The sequence below is a fragment of the Xanthobacter lutulentifluminis genome (assembly GCF_043194675.2).
Classification (GTDB): domain Bacteria; phylum Pseudomonadota; class Alphaproteobacteria; order Rhizobiales; family Xanthobacteraceae; genus Xanthobacter.
In genome coordinates, this window is sequence record NZ_CM195525.1 from 2119352 (window position 1) to 2137269 (window position 17918).

Sequence of the window (17918 nt, forward strand, 5' to 3'; positions counted from 1 at the left end):
GGCTAGCTCCGCGCTGTGCAGATTGGCAGGCAGACTGCCCTTTCAAGCCGCGTGCCACCTTTTAACTATTTGATTTTGAATGTTTATTATTCACGGCTCGCGGGATGTCCGCTGTCGCGCCCCCGACAGAGTGTCACAAGTGCGACAGGTATCGTGTCGCGACCGGCGGCCAACACCGGGGGCCGCGAGGACCGGCTTCGGGCGCGGGCGCGTCCGCACGGCCGGCGACGGAGGCCGCGGCGGGCATGGGAGCGAGGGGCAGATGCGCGCAGGGCGGGTGCGCGCGGGGCCGGAACGCAAACTGCCCGGCACATGGGCCGGGCAGTCGCAGGAAGGTCGGACGGAGGACGGGGAGGCGATCAGAAGCGCTTGATCTCCACGTCGTGCTTCTTCAGGGCATAGCCGATCTGGCGCGGGGTGAGGCCGAGCAGGCGGGCGGCCTTGGCCTGCACCCAGCCGGCGCGCTCCATGGCGTCCACCAGCCGCTCCCGCTCGGACAGCTCTTCCTCCGCCGCGCTGGGGCGCACCGGCGCCGGCGGGGTGGAGGCCGGCAACGCCGGCAGCGGCAGGCGGGTGACCACGTTGGAGTTGGCAGGCTCGGCCGCCACCGGTCCGCCGCCGCTCACCACCGGCAGGGGAATGTCCATGGGCCGGCGCGTGGCGCCCTCCGCCGGGTTGCGCCACAGCAAGGCCGAGAGGCACTCGTTGTGGCGGCAGGCGAAGTCGTCGCCGACGATGGCGCCGCCCTGGGCGAGGGTAGCGGTGCGCTGGACGCAGTTCTCCAACTCTCGCACGTTGCCGGGGAAGCCGCAGCCCATCAGCACTTCCATGGCGTCGGGATCGAACGCGAGGTCGCGCCCGTTCTCGCGGTTGAAGCGCTCGAGGAACTCGTTGGCGAGGAGCGGAATGTCGCCGCGGCGGTCACGCAGGGAGGGCACGATCACCGGAATGACGCTGATGCGGTAGTAGAGGTCGGCGCGGAACTCGTTCTTGGCCACCGCCTCTTCCAGGTTCCGGTTGGTGGCGGCCACGACGCGCACGTTCACCTTGAGGGTGTGGGAGCCGCCGACGCGCTCGAACTCCTGCTCCTGCAGCACGCGCAGCAGCTTGGCCTGGAAGGCGGGGGAGATCTCGCCGATCTCGTCGAGGAACAGCGTGCCCTTGTCGGCCAGCTCGAAGCGGCCCTTGCGCGCGCCCACGGCACCGGTGAAGGCGCCCTTCTCGTGGCCGAACAGCTCGCTCTCCAGCACCGATTCGGGCAGCGCGGCGCAGTTGAGCTTGATGAAGGGGCCCTTCGCGCGCGGCGAGAGCTCGTGGATCGCCTTGGCGATCAGCTCCTTGCCGGTGCCCGATTCGCCGCGCAGCAGCACCGGCGAATGGGACTTGGCGACGATCATGATCTTCTCGAGCAGCGCGCGGATCTCGCGGCTCTCGCCGACGATGCCGTCCACATAGACGCGCTTGCGCTCGCGACCATGCGGCTTGAGCTCCAGCAGCTCCTTCTGCAGGCGCCCGCTCTCGGCCATCAGCCGCTCGCGATCCCGCGAGACGACGCGGTGCAGCTGCACCGTCTGGCCGATGAGGTTGGCGACCATGGTGAGGAAGCGCACGTCCGAATCGAGCCGGAAGACGGAGCGCCCGTCCCACACGCGGTCGATGGTGAGGGTGCCGATGACGCGCGAGGCCACGCGGATCGGCACGCCGATGAAGGACACGCGCGATTCTTCCGAGGCGCCCAGCGCGGCGGCGTCTGCGGCGCTGAAGGCGGGATGGGAGGCAACGTTCTCGGCGATCAGCGGCACCGCCGTGGCGATGACCTGGCCGATGGCCTTCTCCGGCAGGCGGGCGCGATAACGCGCATCCGTGCCCTCGTTCCAGCCGGCGCCGACAGTGATGTCGGGAATTCCGTCGTCCTCGAGCAGCGAGATCACGCCATGGCGCATCTGCATGAAAGACGACAGCAGGTTGACCACGCTCGACAGGGTGGTCTCAAGGCGGTTCGGCGCGGTCAGGATCTTCGAGATTTCGTAGATCCCGGTCAGCGCGACATCGCTCAGGGAAACGAGGGGAACATGAGCTCGGGGCTGCTCCCGTTCGACTTGCAACGCTTCGTTCTGAACCATGGTGCTGTCTCCGTCACCCCAGGCTCTCCGTCCCCTGCCATTTTGTATGATTAGCGACACTTTGATTTAGTTTGATTCCGATGTCGTGCCTAAGCTGCGGGCAAAACTTGCTTCACCCTTGGGCAGTTTTCGAACAATGTCCGTTTTAACGCCAAATGTTGTCATGGTTGACGGGTCAGACACGCCCCCGCTGTCGGTTTATGAACGAAAACAGTGCTGCGCCGGCAAAAACGTTTCGCGCTGCGAAATCTATCGACGCTGCACTGCCGCATCTTTTCGCACATGAACGCGCGGCGCCCCTGCCGCTGGCCGGTTCGCGGGCCGGTTCAGGCCTCGTGGAGGCGGGCGAGACGGGCGGCAGCGACATCGTCGGTCTCGCCGCGCAGCACCTGCGCCATCTCGGTCGCGTCGAGCGGGCGGAAGAAGAAGAACCCCTGCGCGAGATCGCAGCCCTGCTCCTTCAGGAAGCGCGCCTGCCCGGCGGTCTCCAGCCCCTCCGCCACCACATGCATGCCGAGCTTGCTGCCGAGCTCGATCACCGCGCACACGATGGCGGTGTCGAACGCATCGCGCTCGATGTCCTTCACGAAGCTCTGGTCGATCTTGATGGTGTCGATGGGCAGCTGCTTCAGATGAATGAGGCCGGCATAGCCGGTGCCGAAGTCGTCGAGGGCGATGCGCACGCCGGCCTGGTAGAGCTCGTCGAGGATCGGCGCCACGTGATCCGAGCTGCGGCCGAGGAACACCGTCTCGGTGATCTCCACGTCGAAGCGGGAGGGGTCCACCCCGGCGGCGTGGAACTGGCGCAGCAGGGTGGCCGCGAGGTCGCGGTGGGTGAACTGGGCCGGCGCCAGGTTGATGGCGATGCGCCCGCACGGGTGCCCGGCCTCGATCCAGCCGCGCACGTCTGTGGCCACCCGCCGCACCATGCGCTCGCCGATGAGCACGGCCAGTTCCGGGTCGGTCAGAGCGCCTTCGAACGAGGACGGTGACAGCACGCTGTGCGGCGTCCGGCGCCAGCGCACCAGCGCCTCGACGCCCTCGATCCGCCCGGTCGCGAACGACACCTTGGGCTGGTAGTAGGGCACGATCTGGTCTTCCACCAGCGCGGCGCGGATGGCGCGGTTGAGCGCCACCCGCTCCAGCACCGCCTGCCGCATGGCCGGAGCGTAGACCACCATGCGGTTGCGCCCCTGCTGCTTGGCGGCATAGAGCGCGAGGTCGGCGTCCTTCATCAGCTCGCCATAGGCGCAGTCGTGCTCCGGGCAGGAGGCGAGGCCGATGCTGGCGCGCGTCGCGAAATGGCGGCCGGCATGCAGGATCGGCCGGCGCAGCTCGGCGAGGATGTTCTGGGCGAGGCGCCGGCCCACCGCCAAAGGGTCCTCCCCCTGCACCACGGCCACGAACTCGTCGCCGCCGAGCCGGGCGAGGATGCCCTGCCGGTCCAGCAGCGCGTCGAGCCGGTGCGCGGTCTCCATCAGCGCGGCGTCGCCGGCGTCGTGGCCGAGGGTGTCGTTGATATCCTTCAGCCCGTCGAGATCGATCAGCATCAGGCAGATGCCCTGCCCCGGCCGCCGCGTCGCCAGCGCCTCGCTGAGCCGTTCGTGGAAGGCGGCGCGGTTGGGCAGGCCGGTGAGGGCATCGTGGGCGGCGGCGTAGCGCGCCCGCTGCTCGGCGGCGCGCCGCTCGGTCACGTCCACCAGGGCGGCAACGAAATGCGGCGCAGGCGGCAGCGGGATGGCTGCCGCAGCGGCAACCACCTGCCGCTCGCTGCCGTCGCCGAGGATCACCGAGGTCTCAAAATCCGTCACCGAGCCTTCCGTCCGCAGCCGGCCGAGGAAGGTGGCCGCCGCCTCGGGGGAAAGGCACACCTCACACAGGTTCCGCGGCACATCCTCCAGCCGCGCCCCGTAGAAGCGGCGGGCGGCGGCGTTGGACTTCACGTGCCGGCCGTCATCCAGCCGCGCCACCACGAGAGGCAGCGGCACCGCCTCGAAGGTCTTCTCCAGCGTGTCCTCGCTGGCTTTCAGCCGGTCGCTCACGTCCTGCGCGGCGCGGGCGGCGCTCCAGAAATGCCGCTCCATGCGGTTGGCCCGGCCCACCACCACCATCAGCGTGACGTTCAGCGTCGCCACCGCGAGCCCCAGGCCGGCCATGAACTGCAGGGGGGCGCCCTCGCCGAGATAGGCGGCGCACAGCATCACGCTGGCGCCGATGCCGCCGGCCACCAGAAACGCGAACGGCAGCGGCACCGCCAGATAGAGAATGGTGGGCAGCAGCATGACCACGAACAGGGCGAGGTCGCTCTGCGAGGTCACGAGCACCGAGACGGCCGCCGCCGTGCCCCACTGCCACACCATGTAGACCGCGTCGGCCCGCCGGGGGGTGTGGGCGAACTGGACCGCCACGAGGCAGGCCAGCGACAGGGCGATCACCACGAACCGGGCGGCCACGGCGACGACGAAATGCGGCGTGCCGGCGAACCGCCAGTCGCTGAGCAGGAACAGGGAATTCAGGATCACCGACGCGGCGAACACGATGCGCGCGTGCCGGCGCGACTCGGCGAGGCGGCTCGTGCGGAACAGCGCTTCCTCGGCGGGGTCTACGAATTCCCCGCCGATGGCGGTCAGCCGTACCCCGTCCGTGCCATCCGCCGGATCTGCCGGTCCGCTTTCGCGATACGTGCCGCTCATGAGGCGATTCTAGAGCGACGGCGGCGCTTGCGCCATATGTCGCGCCGCCGCGCGCCGGGAAAGGGCTCCGGCCGATGCGCCTCGCCACCTTCGCCGGGGCGGGCTATATGGCGTTCATGACGGCCCCGGCCGGGCGCGGCGGCCGGCGCCGCGACGGCGGGACCAGACCGCGCGGGAACCGCCGATGCTGAACGACAAGCGCATCCTCCTCCTCATCGGCGGCGGCATCGCCGCCTACAAGTGCCTGGAGCTGATCCGGCGGCTGAAAGAGCGGGGCGTGCGCGTGCGCGTGGTGATGACGCCGGCCGCGCGCGAGTTCGTCACGCCTTTGTCGGTGGGCGCCATTACCGGCGAGCGGGTGTTCTGCGACCTGTTCGACCTCACCGCCGAGCACGACATCGGCCATATCCGCCTCTCTCGGGAGGCGGACCTGCTGGTGGTGGCGCCGGCCACCGCCGACCTGCTGGCGAAGATGGCGCACGGCTTCGCCGACGATCTCGCCACCACGGCCCTCATCGCCACCGACAAGCCGGTGCTGGTGGCCCCGGCCATGAACCCGCGCATGTGGTCGCATCCCGCCACCCGGCGCAATGTCGCCCAGCTCAGGGCCGACGGCATCATGACGGTCGGTCCCAATTCCGGCGCCATGGCCGAGCGGGACGAGTTCGGCGCAGGGCGCATGGCCGAGCCCATGGAGATCCTCGCCGCCATCGAGGCCCATTTCGCCACCGCCGACGCGGCGCTGCTGCGCGGGCGCCGGGTGCTGGTCACCTCCGGCCCCACCCACGAGCCCATCGACCCGGTGCGCTACATCGCCAACCGCTCCTCCGGCAAGCAGGGCCACGCCATCGCCGCCGCCGCCCGCGCCGCCGGGGCCGACGTCGTGCTCATCTCCGGCCCGGCCGAGGCGCCGGACCCCAAGGGCGTGAAGGTGGTCCACGTGGAGACCGCGCGCGAGATGCTGGCGGCGGTGGAAGAGAACCTGCCCGCCGACGTGGGCGTGTTCGCCGCCGCGGTGGCCGACTGGCGGGTGGCCGACGCCTCCGACCAGAAGATCAAGAAGGGCGCCGACGGCACGCCGGAGCTGCATCTGGTGGAGAATCCGGACATCCTCGCCACCGTCTCGCGCCACGGCACCCTGCGGCCGCGCCTCGTGGTGGGGTTCGCCGCCGAGACGCAGGACGTGGTGGCCCACGCCCGCGACAAGCGCCTGCGCAAGGGCTGCGACTTCATCGTCGCCAACGACGTGTCGCCGCAGACCGGCATCATGGGCGGCGACACCAATGCGGTGCATCTGGTCAGCGCCGCCGGCGTGGAGGACTGGCCATCCGCCTCCAAGGCCGAGGTGGCGCGCCGCCTTGTCGCCCGCATCGCCGCCGAGCTCGCGGGGGATGCGCGATGAGCCGCCCCGTGGTCGCGATCCGCCGCCTGCCCCACGCCGCCGACCTGCCGCTGCCGGCCTACGCCACCGAAGGGGCCGCCGGCCTCGACCTCGTCTGCGCGCTGCCCGCCGACGCCCCCCTCACCCTGCCCCCGGGCGGGCGGGCCGCCATTCCCACCGGCTTCGCCCTCGGCCTGCCCCCCGGCTTCGAGGGGCAGGTGCGCCCGCGCTCGGGACTGGCCCGCAACCACGGCGTCACGGTGCTGAATTCGCCCGGCACGGTGGATTGGGATTATCGCGGCGAAGTGTTGGTATTGCTCATCAATCACGGCTCGGAGCCGTTCGTGGCCAGCCGGGGAATGCGCATCGCCCAGTTGGTGGTTGCGCCCGTCTCCCAGATAATGCTGGAAGAAATCGGAGATTTAGGCGAAACTGCACGCGGTTCCGGTGGTTTTGGTTCCACAGGCCTCGGAGCTCCGGTTTTTAAGAAGTAGTCCAGCCTCATGCCGCGTTTATCCGACAAGAGCCTTCTCGCCATCGCCGCAGTGGTGGACGTCGCCGTTCACGCGCGCGGCGCGCCCGTTGCCGCCAAGGCGCTCGCCGCCCGCCATGGCCTGCCGCCCCGCCGGCTGGAGCCGGTGCTCCAGGCGCTGGTCCATGCCGGCGTGCTGAAGGGCGTGCGCGGCCCGCGCGGCGGCTACGAGCTGGCGCGCGAGCGCCGGCGCGTCTCCGTCGCCGAGATCGTGCGGGTGGTGGAGGGAGCCGAGGAGGAGAAGGAGATCATCCTGCCTCCGCTGGTGATCGAGGTGGTGCAGCCCGCCGTGGCCGCCGCCGAGACCACGTTCGACACCGCGCTCGACGCCGTGACCCTCGAGGACCTCTGCCGCAGCGCCGACACCAAGGGCCACGGCTCGGAACACGAGCGCATCGATTTCGCCATCTGAATTTTGCCGTCTGAATTTCGCGCTCTGAATTTCACACTCTGACGGCCCCGCGCCCGCGCGCGGCTCGCCCACCGACACCCGAGGAGACAGCTCATGGCAGAACCCGCCAAGATCGTGCCCGCCGCCCTGCCGCGGCCGGGACGCGGCCGCGTGTATGATTCGATCACCGAGACCATCGGCAACACCCCGCTGGTGCGGCTGAACCGGCTCGCCGAGCTGCGTGGCGCCAAGGCCGAGATCCTCGCCAAGCTGGAGTTCTTCAACCCCATCGCCAGCGTCAAGGACCGCATCGGCGTCGCCATGATCGACGCCATGGAGAAGGCCGGCGTGCTGGACCAGGACACGGTTCTGGTGGAGCCCACCTCCGGCAACACCGGCATCGCGCTGGCCTTCGTCGCCGCCGCCCGCGGCCTCAGGCTCATTCTGGTGATGCCGGAGAGCATGTCGGTGGAGCGCCGCAAGATGCTGGCGCTGCTCGGCGCCGAGCTGGTGCTCACCCCCGCCAACCTCGGCATGAAGGGCGCGGTGGCCAAGGCCGAGCAGCTCATCGCCGAGCTGCCCAAGGCGGTGATGCCGCAGCAGTTCAAGAACAAGGCGAACCCGGAAGTCCACCGCCGCACCACGGCGGAGGAGATCTGGAACGACACCGACGGCAAGGTGGACGCGGTGGTGTCCGGCGTCGGCACCGGCGGCACCATCACCGGCATCGGCCAGGTGCTGAAGCCGCGCAAGGCCTCGCTGAAGATGATCGCGGTGGAGCCGGAGGATTCCCCGGTGCTGTCCGGCGGCCCTCCCGGCCCGCACAAGATCCAGGGCATCGGCGCCGGCTTCGTGCCGGAGGTGCTGGACCGCGCCATCATCGACGAGGTGGTGACGGTGGGCAACCAGACCGCCTTCGACACCGCCCGCGCGCTCGCGCGCTACGAGGGCATTCCCGGCGGCATCTCCTCGGGCGCGGCCGTGGCGGCGGCGCTGGAGGTGGCGGTGCGCGACGACATGGCCGGCAAGACCATCGTCGTCATCGTGCCCTCGTTTGCCGAGCGCTACCTCTCCACGGCCCTGTTCGAGGGCCTGTGACCCGAAGGGCGCCCTGACGGCGAAAGCCGCGGGGCGCCATCGTCCTGCACCTTCCCGGGCGCCCGGAACGGGCGGGTCCCGGCAGGGAACGGGTCCGCTCGCGCGGCCATGGAGCCATTCCGTGTCCGCCCCGCGCGCTCCAGACGCAGCAGCGCGGCGTGATAGGCCGGATCATAGCCCGGCCCGCCCCGGACCGCCGCCTTCCGCACGGCCCGAAGCGCCCGTGCCAGCGCCTCCGGCCGCGACAGGACCACCCCCAGCCCCTTCACATGCCGCGCCACCCGCGCCTCGGCATCCTCGCTGGTGAAGGCCCGCATCCGCCCCCCTACCCGCCCCGCACCCTGCATGTCCGCGCCTCCCCGATCGCGACCATGCTGGGGGAGGCTCGCGCATCGTGGATAAATTCCTAGATTGACCCGGCGCGCCATCGGACGGAACCGGCGCGGAATCCTGTATGGCAAAGCATTGGCAACCTGATGCCCGCACCGGCGTCGGGGATGATCTATTCACCCCGCCTTGCACATGCGCAAGATCGTTGTAGGAATTTTTACCTACAACGTGAGGGTGCAATGTCTCATCCGCTGCCCGATTGTCGCGATCCCCTGCTGCCGGCTTCCGGCCCTGCCCCCGCAGCGCGCAGGCGATCCCCGGGGCCTGAGAGCGGCGCGTGCCGGCTCGCGGCCGCCATCGTGGCCGCCGGAGCGGGGCTCGGGGTGGAGCGGATCGTGGGGCGCCAGCGGTCCACCGCCCGGGTGGCTCTGGCGCGCCAGCTCGCCATGTATCTTGCGCATGTGGGGCTCGGCCTGCCCCAGTCCGGCGTCGCCGAGGCGTTCGGGCGCGATCGCTCCACCGTCGCCCACGCCTGCCGGCGCATCGAGGACCTGCGGGACGATCCCGCCTTCGACCGGCAGGTGGCGCAGATGGAGGCCAGCCTGCGCTGGGCGTCCGGGCAATGAGCGCGACCCCCCACGATCCCGCCATGGCGCCGGCCCTCCCCGTCACCGCCCCGCCCGCCGGCTCCGATGCTCCGCCGCGGGCGGGAGATGGCAGCGCGGCGGCCACTCCCCGCCTGCCCGAACGCGGTTCCACCCGGCCGGCGGACGGACAGGTTGACCCGGCGGCCGCCGTGGATGGAGGCGCGACGGGCGCCACCAGATCCGCCCGATCCGCTCGCGGCCGCCCCGTGCGCACCGGAGCGGAGAGGCGCGAGCGGCCTCGGCAGGGGCTGGAGGGCAGTATCCGGCGGCCGTCACGGACCCGTCCGCAAGGCAGCGCCGCAGCGGCGGACCCGGCCTCCGTCCGCCCGACGCCCGCCACCGCCGAGGCGCCCGGCTTCGACCCGGCCGAGAGCCCCCTCGTCTGGCTCGCCCGCCGCGCCGGCCGGGATGGCCGGCCAATGGTGGACGCGACCCAGCTGACCGCCGGCGAGCGGCTCAGGGCGGATTTCACCCGCGCCGCCCTCACCCCCCGCGTCACCAGCCGCTGGAGCGAGGTCTCGGGCGGCGGGTCTCCGGAGGGGTTCTCGGACATGGTGCTGGCCGCCAAGCTGCGGGTCTCGCGCGCGCTGGCGGCGGTGGGGCCGGAATTGTCGGGCGTCCTGCTGGACGTGTGCTGCTTCCTGAAGGGGCTGGAGACGGTGGAGCGCGAGCGCGGCTGGCCCGCGCGCACCGCCAAGGTGGTGCTCGGCCTCGCCCTCGACCGCCTCGCCACCCACTACGGGCTGGCCCGATCGGCCGAGGGCCGCGCCCGCGCGCCCCTGCGCGCCTGGCACGCGCCACCGGGGCCTTCGAGGCCGCCGGAGACGTGAACGCCCCGCCCCGGTCGGACGGCACTTCGCGGCAGGCAGCGGCGCGGCGCGCCCGTCACGCGGAGGTGCCGGTCCGGCTGCGGCCGAGCGATGCGGCGGCAGCCGCGACTGTCGCCCTGTCCCGCGTCGCCGGGGGCTGATGCGACGACCGGGGCCTGTGCCGGCATCCGCCCGTCAGCAGACGCAGGCGCTCCCTGCCGCCCCGGTCAGCCCAGCGCGCGGGCCGCGTCGCGGATGATGTCGAAGGCGGCCATCACGTCCGCCTCGGTGGTGTCCATGGCCCCGGCCTGGAAACGGATGGCGAGGCCGCCGTCCACCCGTGTCGGCGTCAGGTAGATCTGCCCGCCGTCGTTGATGGATTGCAGCAGCGCCAGCATGTGCGCGTCCAGATCCCGCCCGTCGCCGGGATCGTGGCGGAAGGAGAAGAGCGAGAGCACCGGCCCGCTCGCCAGGCTGAAGCCGGGCTCGGCGGCAAGGCGCGCAGCGAGCGCCCCGGCCCAGCGCACGTGATCGCGGATCATGCCGCGCAACCCCTCCAGCCCGTGGGCGCGCAGCACGAACCACAGCTTCAGCGCCCGGAACCGCCGGCCGAGCTGGATGGTCCACTCGTTGAAATTGACGATGTCATCCTTGCCGTGGGTCTTCAGATATTCCGGCTGGAGCGCGAGCGTGCGCAGGTGGTCGTCCACGTTGCGGATGAAATGGGCCGAGCAGTCGAACTGCACGCCGAGCCACTTGTGCGGGTTCAGCACGATGCTGTCCGCCCGCTCCGCTCCCGCCCACAAGGGCCGGAACTCGGGGCAGATCATGGCCGCGCCGGCCCAGGCGGCATCCACATGCACGAACAGGCCGTGCCGGTGGGCCACATCCACCACCGCGCCCACGTCGTCCATGGCGCCGGTGCTGGTGCCGCCCACGCAGGCGACCACGCCGGCGGGCACGAGGCCGGCGGCCAGATCGGCGCGGATGGCGGCATCCAGCGCCTCCGGCACCATGGCGCGGAGCGGACCTGCCACCGGGATGCGCACGAGATTGTCCTCGCCGATGCCGCTGAACCACGCCGCCCGGTCGATGGAGCTGTGCACCTCCCCCGAGGCGTAGACCCGCAGCTGCGGGCGGCCGGAAAGCCCGGTGCGGTTGCCGGTGAAGCCCAGCGCCCGCTCGCGCATGGTCAGGAAGGCGCACAGCGTGGCGGAGGAGGCGGAATCCTGGATGACGGCGGCAAAGCCCTCCGGCAGGCCCACCGCCTGGCGCAGCCAGTCCAGCGCCACCTGCTCCAGCTCGGTGGCGGCGGGCGAGGTCTGCCACAGCAGGCACTGGGCGCCGATGGCGGAGGAGAGGAATTCAGCCAATACGCTCGCCGGGCTGGCATTGGCCGGGAAATAGGCGAAGAAGCGCGGGTGCTGCCAATGGGTCATGCCCGGCACCAGGATGCGCTCGAAATCGGCGAAGATGTCGGCCAAGGGCTCGGCCGCCTCGGGCGCGGCGGTTGGCAATTGCGCGCGGATGTCGCCCGGATCGCCGGAGGCCCGCACCGGCCGCTCCCTGAGCCCGGCGCGGTAATCGGCCGCCCAGTCCGCCGCCGTGTGCGCGAAGTGGCGGAACGCCTCGCCGTCCATGCCCTGGTTCCTCATGCTCGCCGCCGTGCGCGGCCGTCCTGCCCTTCCGCGCGGCGCGGCCGGGAGCCGGACATAGCCGAGTTCGCCGCGCCGGCAAATGCGGGGGCCGGCGCCCCCGTCGCGCACGTGTGCGGACCGCCGCGCCCCGAGCCGTGATAGGCTTTTGCCGGAAAAGGCTTTCGCGAAGCCGCGCGGCGCTCTAAGACGACCGGCGGATTTCGCCCGCCGCCGCCATGGCCGCGCCGCGTTCACGCGCCAGAAGACGCAAGCGAGAAAAACCGCAAGCGACAAGACAAGAGGCAAGAGAGGACATGCCCCAGTACCGCTCCCGCACCTCCACCCACGGCCGCAACATGGCCGGCGCCCGCGGCCTGTGGCGCGCCACCGGCATGAAGGACGGGGACTTCGGCAAGCCGATCATCGCGGTGGTGAATTCCTTCACCCAGTTCGTGCCGGGGCACGTGCACCTGAAGGACCTCGGCCAGCTGGTGGCCCGCGAGATCGAGAAGGCCGGCGGCGTCGCCAAGGAGTTCAATACCATCGCGGTGGATGACGGCATCGCCATGGGCCATGACGGCATGCTCTATTCGCTGCCCTCGCGCGAGATCATCGCCGACAGCGTGGAATACATGGTCAACGCGCATTGCGCGGATGCCATGGTGTGCATCTCCAACTGCGACAAGATCACCCCCGGCATGCTGATGGCCGCCATGCGCCTCAACATCCCGGCGGTGTTCGTCTCGGGCGGGCCCATGGAGGCCGGCAAGGTGCTGCTCTCCACCGGCGAGAAGAAGGTGGACCTGATCGACGCCATGATCGCGGCGGCCGACGACAAGGTCTCCGACGCCGACGTGACGGTGATGGAGCGCTCCGCCTGCCCCACCTGCGGCTCGTGCTCGGGCATGTTCACGGCCAACTCCATGAACTGCCTGACCGAGGCGCTGGGCCTCGCGCTGCCGGGCAATGGTTCCACCCTCGCCACCCATGCCGACCGCGAGCGCCTGTTCGTGGAGGCCGGCCACCTGATCGTGGATCTCGCCCGCCGCTACTATGAGCAGGACGACGCGAGCGTGCTGCCGCGCACCATCGCCTCGTTCAAGGCGTTCGAGAACGCCATGACGCTGGACATCTCCATGGGCGGCTCCACCAACACGGTGCTGCACCTGCTCGCCGCCGCCAACGAGGGCGAGGTGCCCTTCACCATGGCCGACATCGACCGCCTCTCCCGCAAGGTGCCGGTGCTGTGCAAGGTCGCGCCCGCGGTCGCCAACATCCATATGGAGGACGTCCACCGCGCCGGTGGCATCATGGCCATCCTCGGCCAGCTGGAGCGCGGCGGCCTCATCCACACCGACCTGCCGACGGTGCATTCCGCCACGCTGGGCGATGCCCTCGACCGCTGGGACGTGACGCGCACCAACAGCGAAACCGTGCGCACCTTCTTCCGCGCCGCCCCCGGCGGGGTGCCCACCCAGGTGGCCTTCAGCCAGTCCCGCCGCTGGGACGACCTCGACCTCGACCGGCAGAACGGCGTGATCCGCGATGTCGCGCACGCCTATTCCAAGGACGGCGGCCTCGCCGTGCTCTACGGCAACATCGCGCTCGACGGCTGCATCGTGAAGACGGCCGGCGTGGACGAGAGCATCCTGAAGTTCACCGGCAAGGCCCGCATCTTCGAAAGCCAGGACGCGGCGGTGGAGGCCATCCTCTCCACCGGGCGGATCCAGCCGGGCGACGTGGTGCTGATCCGCTACGAGGGTCCGCGCGGCGGGCCGGGCATGCAGGAGATGCTGTACCCCACCTCCTACCTGAAGTCGAAGGGCCTCGGGAAGGCGTGCGCGCTGGTCACCGACGGCCGCTTCTCGGGCGGCTCCTCGGGCCTGTCCATCGGCCACGTCTCGCCGGAAGCGGCGGAAGGCGGGGCCATCGGCCTGGTGGAAGAGGGCGACACCATCGAGATCGACATCCCGGGCCGCATCATCCGCGTGGCGGTGTCCGACGAGGTGCTGGCCGAGCGCCGCGCCGCCATGGAGGCCAAGGGCGATGCCGCCTGGAAGCCCGCGGACCGCAAGCGCGTCGTCTCCCAGGCCCTCCAGGCCTACGCGGCGCTCACCACCTCCGCCGCCCGCGGCGCGGTGCGCGACGTGAAGGCGCTGCGGCGCTGAGGCGTCTCGCACGCACGGCCAATAAAAAAGGGGGCGCGATGCGCCCCCTTTCCATGTGCGGCGCCGGCCCGATCAGTTGCAGTACAGCCGGCCGTTGACGTTGGCGATGTCGCGATAGTTCTGGCAGGCCCGCATGTTCAGCGTGGCGGACACCCAGCTGCCGTTGATGCGCTGGCACTGGGCGCGCAGGACACCGGCGACGCCGAGGACCGCATTGCGGCAGCTGCGCAGGTAGGAGCCGTGCGGCGGCTGGAGGATGGGCCGCACCGGGCAGGTCAGCATGCCGTTGCGGTTGGAAATGTCGCTGCCGGGCGCGCAGGTGAGGGTGTTGAGCCGGGTCGGCTGCCAGGCGCCGTTGATGGTGCGGCAGTACGCGCCCAGCATGAAGTCGCGGAACTCCACCCGCGTGCAGCTGGCGAGATAGGAGCCGGGCGGCACCGCGCGCGCCATGGCCTCCCCCGCGCTCACGAACAACCCCAGCGCGAGAAGCAGGCCCATCGCGCCCGCGACCACGATATTACGCTTCATGCTTCCCCCCTTGATTCAGCCTTGACGGCCCAGCTGTAGCACGGCGCGCGCGGCGGCGGCCATCGACAGGCCGGGCGCGCTCGGCTAAAAGCCGCTCCAATCCTGAAAGATTGAAGACATCCAGATGACGATCCGCCTGCACCGCGGCGACCTTCCCGCCGATTTCGTGGCCGCGCCCGTGGTGGCCATCGACACCGAGACCATGGGTCTCAACCCGTTCCGCGACCGGCTGTGCCTGGTGCAGCTGTCCAACGGCGACGGCACCGCCGACCTGGTGCAGATCCCGCAGGGCGCCAGCAGCAAGACCGCGCCCAACCTGACGCGCCTCCTCGCCGACCCGGCCATCACCAAGCTGTTCCACTTCGGCCGGTTCGACATCGCGGTGCTCCAGCACACCTTCCAGGTGATGCCGCAGCCGGTGTGGTGCTCCAAGATCGCCTCCCGGCTGGTGCGCACCTACACCGACCGCCATGGCCTGAAGGACCTGCTGCGCGAGCTGCTCAACGTGGACATCTCCAAGCAGCAGCAGAGCTCGGACTGGGGGGCGGCCGACCTCTCCGACGCCCAGCTCGCCTACGCCGCCTCGGACGTGCTGCACCTCCACGCCCTGAAGGCGCGGCTGGAGGAGATGCTGGCGCGGGAAGGCCGCACCGGGCTCGCCGCGGCCTGCTTCGCCTTCCTGCCGGCCCGCGCCGCGCTCGACCTGTCGGGCTGGGCCGAGGAAGACATCTTCGCCCACTCCTGAGCCGGGCGACGCAAGGAACCCTGCTGCCGCAAGGCTTTAGGTGCGGCTCTTGCACCGCGGCAGCATTTCGGACACTTTGGCCGGGCGCGTGGGGCGACGCGCTCGCGGTCCGCAGGCGCGGACGCAGCAGGGCGCAAGCGGGGTTGGCCCGCCGCCGGAACAGGGTCATGAACCGACACGTGCCGCCACACGACTTCGATCAGGGGGACGCCCTCGACCGGCGCGAGGCCGCAGCCTTCAGCCCGCCGTCGGCGCCGGACTTCTCCAGCGCCCGCCGGCACAGCGCGCGCGTGCGCTGGATCAAGCGCCTCTTGCCGCTCTCCATCGTGCTGGCGGTGGTGGCCATCGGCGCCGTGTCCATCCTGTCCCGGCTGAAGCTGTCCATCGAGCTGCCGTTCGACATCGGCCATCTCTCCCTGTCCGGCTCGCGCCTGACCATGGAGCTGCCCAAGCTCTCGGGCTTCACCGACGACAACCGCGGCTACAAGGTCACCGCCCGCACCGCCAGCCAGGACCTGACCCGGCCGGACGTGATCGACCTGACCGACATCGAGGCGCGGCTGGAGCTCGCCGACAAGGGCTGGGCCAGCGTGCTGGCCAAGGTCGGCAGCTTCGACACGAAGAAGCAGTTCATCACCCTCGGCGACGGGGTGGATCTCGCCATGAACGGCGGCTATGGCGGGCATCTGCAGGATGCCGACGTGGATGTGAGGGCCGGCACCATCGTCAGCGACCACCCGGTGACCTTCACCTATCTCGACGGCAAGCTGGTCGCGGACCGCCTGCAGGTGCTGGACCGCGGCTCGCGCGCCGTGTTCAAGGGCAACGTGCAGCTGGACTTCCGCCTGACCAACCTGCCGGGCCAGAAGGGCGCCGGCGAGGCCGCCCCGCGGCCGCTGGCCGATGCCTCGGCGCCTGCCGCGCCGGTTGCGGCGCCCGCCGCCCCGGTGGCGACCGCGACGCCCGCTCCCCTCCCCCCGCGACGCCCGGTGGCCCCATGATCCGCGTTCCCGACCACCGCCCCGCCCGCGCGCGCGCCGCGCAGCTGATCGCCGTCGCGGCGCTCGGCCTGCTCGCCTGCGGCGTCCCCGCCGCGGCGCAGACGGCGAACAACGTGCCGAACGCGCTGCAGGGCTTCGCCCGCAACCGCGACCAGCCGGTCCGGATCAACGCCGATTCCCTCGAGGTGCGCGACAAGGACAAGGTGGCCGTCTTCTCCGGCAACGTGCTGGTGACCCAGGGCGACACCACCCTGCGCTCCAAGGATCTCGCCGTGTTCTACGAGGGCTCGGTGGGCCAGCAGTCCGGCGGCGAGCAGAAGGGCGTCGAGCCGGCGCAGAAGGGCCAGATCAAAAAGCTCGAAGCCACCGGCGGCGTGCTGGTGAAGACCAAGGAGCAGACCGCCACCGGCGACAGCGGCACCTTCGAGATGAAGAGCAACACCGTGACCCTCGTGGGCAAGCCGGTGGTGCTGACGCAGGGCCCCAACGTCATCCGCGGCCAGAAGCTGGTGGTGGACCTGATCTCCGGCGTGTCGCGCTTCGAGGGCGGCCGGGTGGAAAGCCTGATCGTTCCGGGCAGCCTCAAGGACCAGGCCCCGCCCGGCGGCGGGCAGGCCCCCAAGCGCTGACGCGCGCCGGCGAAAGCCGACGCGACAACGTCGCGCTTCCCCCACGGGAGACAACCGGGCCGCGCGCCGTTGCCGCCGCCGGATCGAAAGCCCCGTGAATTCAATCCCGTGACAGCCGGGGCACTACCCGCTCCGGTTGCGGCCCGCATCTTGCATGGATGCGTTGCATCGCCCGCGCGGACGTTCTAGATTTTCGCAAGTTGGGGGGCCGGTTTCCGGAGGTCGCGTTGAACGTCCTGTCCATCTTCGGCAAGTCGAAGCCTGCGAAGTCCAGGCCCGGGGCATCCGGGACGGGTCGGTCCCGCGCGAACGGCAGCGGCACGGCGGGCGGGCCGGAGTGGGACGGGCGGGCCGACGCCGGCTACGACGACCGCTGGGACATGGACGAGGCCTTCGCGGAGGCCGGTCACGGCCTGTTCGACGACGGCGGTCCCGCGCCCTTTGATTCCACCAGCGCCCTCGCCGCCTTCGGCCTCGCCAAGAGCTATGGCGGCCGGCAGGTGGTGCGCGACGTGAGCCTGAATGTGCGGCGCGGCGAGGCGGTGGGCCTGCTCGGCCCCAACGGCGCCGGCAAGACCACCTGCTTCTACATGGTGACCGGCCTCGTGAAGGCCGATGCCGGGCGCATCGAGCTCGACAGCCACGACATCACCCCCATGCCCATGTACCGCCGCGCCCGCCTCGGCGTCGGCTACCTGCCGCAGGAAGCCTCGATCTTCCGCGGCCTCTCGGTGGAGGACAACATCCTCGGCGTGCTGGAGGTGACGGAGAAGAACCGCGCCCGCCGCCGCGAGGAATGCGAGGCGCTGCTCGAGGAGTTCAAGATCACCCACGTGCGCAAGTCGCCGTCCATCGCGCTGTCGGGCGGCGAGCGGCGGCGGCTCGAGATCGCCCGCGCGCTGGCGAGCCGGCCCTCCTTCATGCTGCTGGACGAGCCGTTCGCCGGCATCGACCCCATCGCGGTGGGCGACATCCAGGCGCTGGTGCGCCACCTCACCTCGCGCGGCATCGGCGTGCTCATCACCGACCACAACGTGCGCGAGACTCTGGGCCTGATCGACCGGGCCTACATCATCCATTCCGGCTCGGTGCTGATGGAGGGCGATCCCGAATCCATCGTCTCCAGCCCCGACGTGCGGCGCCTCTACCTCGGCGAGGAGTTCCGGCTGTGACGGCGCGCCTCCTCCCCCGCCGGCGGAGGCTTCC

Annotated in this window: 15 protein-coding genes; 11 read left to right on the plus strand and 4 right to left on the minus strand. The window is 70.9% G+C overall.

Translation table 11 applies throughout. The features are described from left to right. Nucleotides 1–359: 359 nt before the first annotated feature. A complete protein-coding gene (nifA, locus tag V5F49_RS09665; RefSeq protein WP_394117521.1) occupies nucleotides 360–2123 on the minus strand; it encodes a nif-specific transcriptional activator NifA in 1764 nt (587 codons plus the stop codon). A 326-nt stretch (nucleotides 2124–2449) separates the two neighbouring features. After that, a complete protein-coding gene (locus V5F49_RS09670) occupies nucleotides 2450–4816 on the minus strand; it encodes a putative bifunctional diguanylate cyclase/phosphodiesterase (RefSeq protein ID WP_394117520.1) in 2367 nt (788 codons plus the stop codon). 184 nt (nucleotides 4817–5000) lie between these two features. On the opposite strand from V5F49_RS09670, the gene coaBC reads away from it, so the two are divergent. The 6 genes from coaBC to V5F49_RS09700 all read left to right on the plus strand — a co-directional run bounded on the left by coaBC (nucleotide 5001) and on the right by V5F49_RS09700 (nucleotide 10025). After that, nucleotides 5001–6218 carry a bifunctional phosphopantothenoylcysteine decarboxylase/phosphopantothenate--cysteine ligase CoaBC gene (coaBC, locus tag V5F49_RS09675; protein ID WP_394117519.1) on the plus strand — a complete coding sequence of 406 codons (1218 nt, stop codon included), beginning with the start codon at nucleotides 5001–5003 and terminating at the stop codon, nucleotides 6216–6218. Continuing rightward, the gene (dut, locus tag V5F49_RS09680) at nucleotides 6215–6691 is read left to right on the plus strand and encodes a dUTP diphosphatase (protein ID WP_394117518.1); all 477 of its coding nucleotides are present in this window, start codon (nucleotides 6215–6217) and stop codon (nucleotides 6689–6691) included. The genes coaBC and dut overlap by 4 nt, the downstream gene beginning before the upstream one ends. A gap of 9 nt (nucleotides 6692–6700) precedes the next feature. Further along, entirely contained in the window at nucleotides 6701–7141 is a 441-nt protein-coding gene (locus V5F49_RS09685; protein WP_394117517.1) for an RrF2 family transcriptional regulator, read from the plus strand. Nucleotides 7142–7234: 93 nt separating this feature from the next. Continuing rightward, complete coding sequence (gene cysK, locus V5F49_RS09690; RefSeq protein WP_394117516.1) at nucleotides 7235–8218, plus strand: cysteine synthase A; 984 nt, start codon at nucleotides 7235–7237, stop codon at nucleotides 8216–8218. Between the two features lie 689 nt (nucleotides 8219–8907). Further along, a complete protein-coding gene (locus tag V5F49_RS09695) occupies nucleotides 8908–9174 on the plus strand; it encodes a helix-turn-helix domain-containing protein (RefSeq protein WP_394117515.1) in 267 nt (88 codons plus the stop codon). Nucleotides 9175–9443: 269 nt separating this feature from the next. Beyond that, nucleotides 9444–10025 (plus strand): DUF6456 domain-containing protein, encoded by a 582-nt coding sequence (locus V5F49_RS09700; RefSeq protein ID WP_394117592.1) that lies wholly within the window; start codon nucleotides 9444–9446, stop codon nucleotides 10023–10025. A gap of 206 nt (nucleotides 10026–10231) precedes the next feature. Here V5F49_RS09700 and V5F49_RS09705 read toward each other — a convergent pair whose 3' ends face one another. After that, a complete protein-coding gene (locus V5F49_RS09705) occupies nucleotides 10232–11644 on the minus strand; it encodes a pyridoxal phosphate-dependent decarboxylase family protein (protein WP_394117591.1) in 1413 nt (470 codons plus the stop codon). Nucleotides 11645–11955: 311 nt separating this feature from the next. Between V5F49_RS09705 and ilvD the strand changes: the two genes are divergently transcribed. Next, on the plus strand, nucleotides 11956–13809 hold the full coding sequence (gene ilvD / locus V5F49_RS09710) for a dihydroxy-acid dehydratase (protein ID WP_394117514.1): 1854 nt from the start codon (nucleotides 11956–11958) through the stop codon (nucleotides 13807–13809). Between the two features lie 72 nt (nucleotides 13810–13881). On the opposite strand, the gene V5F49_RS09715 is transcribed toward ilvD, so the two are convergent. After that, complete coding sequence (locus V5F49_RS09715) at nucleotides 13882–14337, minus strand: CVNH domain-containing protein (RefSeq protein WP_394117513.1); 456 nt, start codon at nucleotides 14335–14337, stop codon at nucleotides 13882–13884. A gap of 124 nt (nucleotides 14338–14461) precedes the next feature. Here V5F49_RS09715 and V5F49_RS09720 point away from each other — a divergent pair, with 124 nt between their 5' ends. The 4 genes from V5F49_RS09720 (at nucleotide 14462) to lptB (ending at nucleotide 17884) form a co-directional block, all read left to right on the plus strand. Then, complete coding sequence (locus V5F49_RS09720) at nucleotides 14462–15082, plus strand: ribonuclease D (RefSeq protein ID WP_394117512.1); 621 nt, start codon at nucleotides 14462–14464, stop codon at nucleotides 15080–15082. A gap of 167 nt (nucleotides 15083–15249) precedes the next feature. Then, complete coding sequence (locus V5F49_RS09725; RefSeq protein WP_394117511.1) at nucleotides 15250–16083, plus strand: hypothetical protein; 834 nt, start codon at nucleotides 15250–15252, stop codon at nucleotides 16081–16083. Next, a complete protein-coding gene (locus V5F49_RS09730; protein ID WP_394117510.1) occupies nucleotides 16080–16712 on the plus strand; it encodes an LptA/OstA family protein in 633 nt (210 codons plus the stop codon). Before V5F49_RS09725 ends, V5F49_RS09730 begins: the two co-directional genes overlap by 4 nt. 227 nt (nucleotides 16713–16939) lie before the next feature. Continuing rightward, nucleotides 16940–17884: an LPS export ABC transporter ATP-binding protein gene (gene lptB / locus V5F49_RS09735; RefSeq protein ID WP_394117509.1), complete on the plus strand. Its 945-nt coding sequence runs from the start codon at nucleotides 16940–16942 to the stop codon at nucleotides 17882–17884. The last annotated feature ends 34 nt before the right edge of the window (nucleotides 17885–17918 follow it).

Excerpts from the sequence above, each read along its gene's own strand:
- nifA (WP_394117521.1), bottom strand. The coding sequence starts at position 2,123 with ATGGTTCAGAACGAAGCGTTGCAAGTCGAACGGGAGCAGCCCCGAGCT.
- coaBC (WP_394117519.1), top strand. The coding sequence starts at position 5,001 with ATGCTGAACGACAAGCGCATCCTCCTCCTCATCGGCGGCGGCATCGCC.
- V5F49_RS09705 (WP_394117591.1), bottom strand. The coding sequence starts at position 11,644 with ATGGACGGCGAGGCGTTCCGCCACTTCGCGCACACGGCGGCGGACTGG.
- V5F49_RS09715 (WP_394117513.1), bottom strand. The coding sequence starts at position 14,337 with ATGAAGCGTAATATCGTGGTCGCGGGCGCGATGGGCCTGCTTCTCGCG.
- V5F49_RS09670 (WP_394117520.1), bottom strand. The coding sequence starts at position 4,816 with ATGAGCGGCACGTATCGCGAAAGCGGACCGGCAGATCCGGCGGATGGC.
- ilvD (WP_394117514.1), top strand. The coding sequence starts at position 11,956 with ATGCCCCAGTACCGCTCCCGCACCTCCACCCACGGCCGCAACATGGCC.
- dut (WP_394117518.1), top strand. The coding sequence starts at position 6,215 with ATGAGCCGCCCCGTGGTCGCGATCCGCCGCCTGCCCCACGCCGCCGAC.
- V5F49_RS09685 (WP_394117517.1), top strand. The coding sequence starts at position 6,701 with ATGCCGCGTTTATCCGACAAGAGCCTTCTCGCCATCGCCGCAGTGGTG.
- cysK (WP_394117516.1), top strand. The coding sequence starts at position 7,235 with ATGGCAGAACCCGCCAAGATCGTGCCCGCCGCCCTGCCGCGGCCGGGA.
- V5F49_RS09725 (WP_394117511.1), top strand. The coding sequence starts at position 15,250 with ATGAACCGACACGTGCCGCCACACGACTTCGATCAGGGGGACGCCCTC.
- V5F49_RS09720 (WP_394117512.1), top strand. The coding sequence starts at position 14,462 with ATGACGATCCGCCTGCACCGCGGCGACCTTCCCGCCGATTTCGTGGCC.
- V5F49_RS09730 (WP_394117510.1), top strand. The coding sequence starts at position 16,080 with ATGATCCGCGTTCCCGACCACCGCCCCGCCCGCGCGCGCGCCGCGCAG.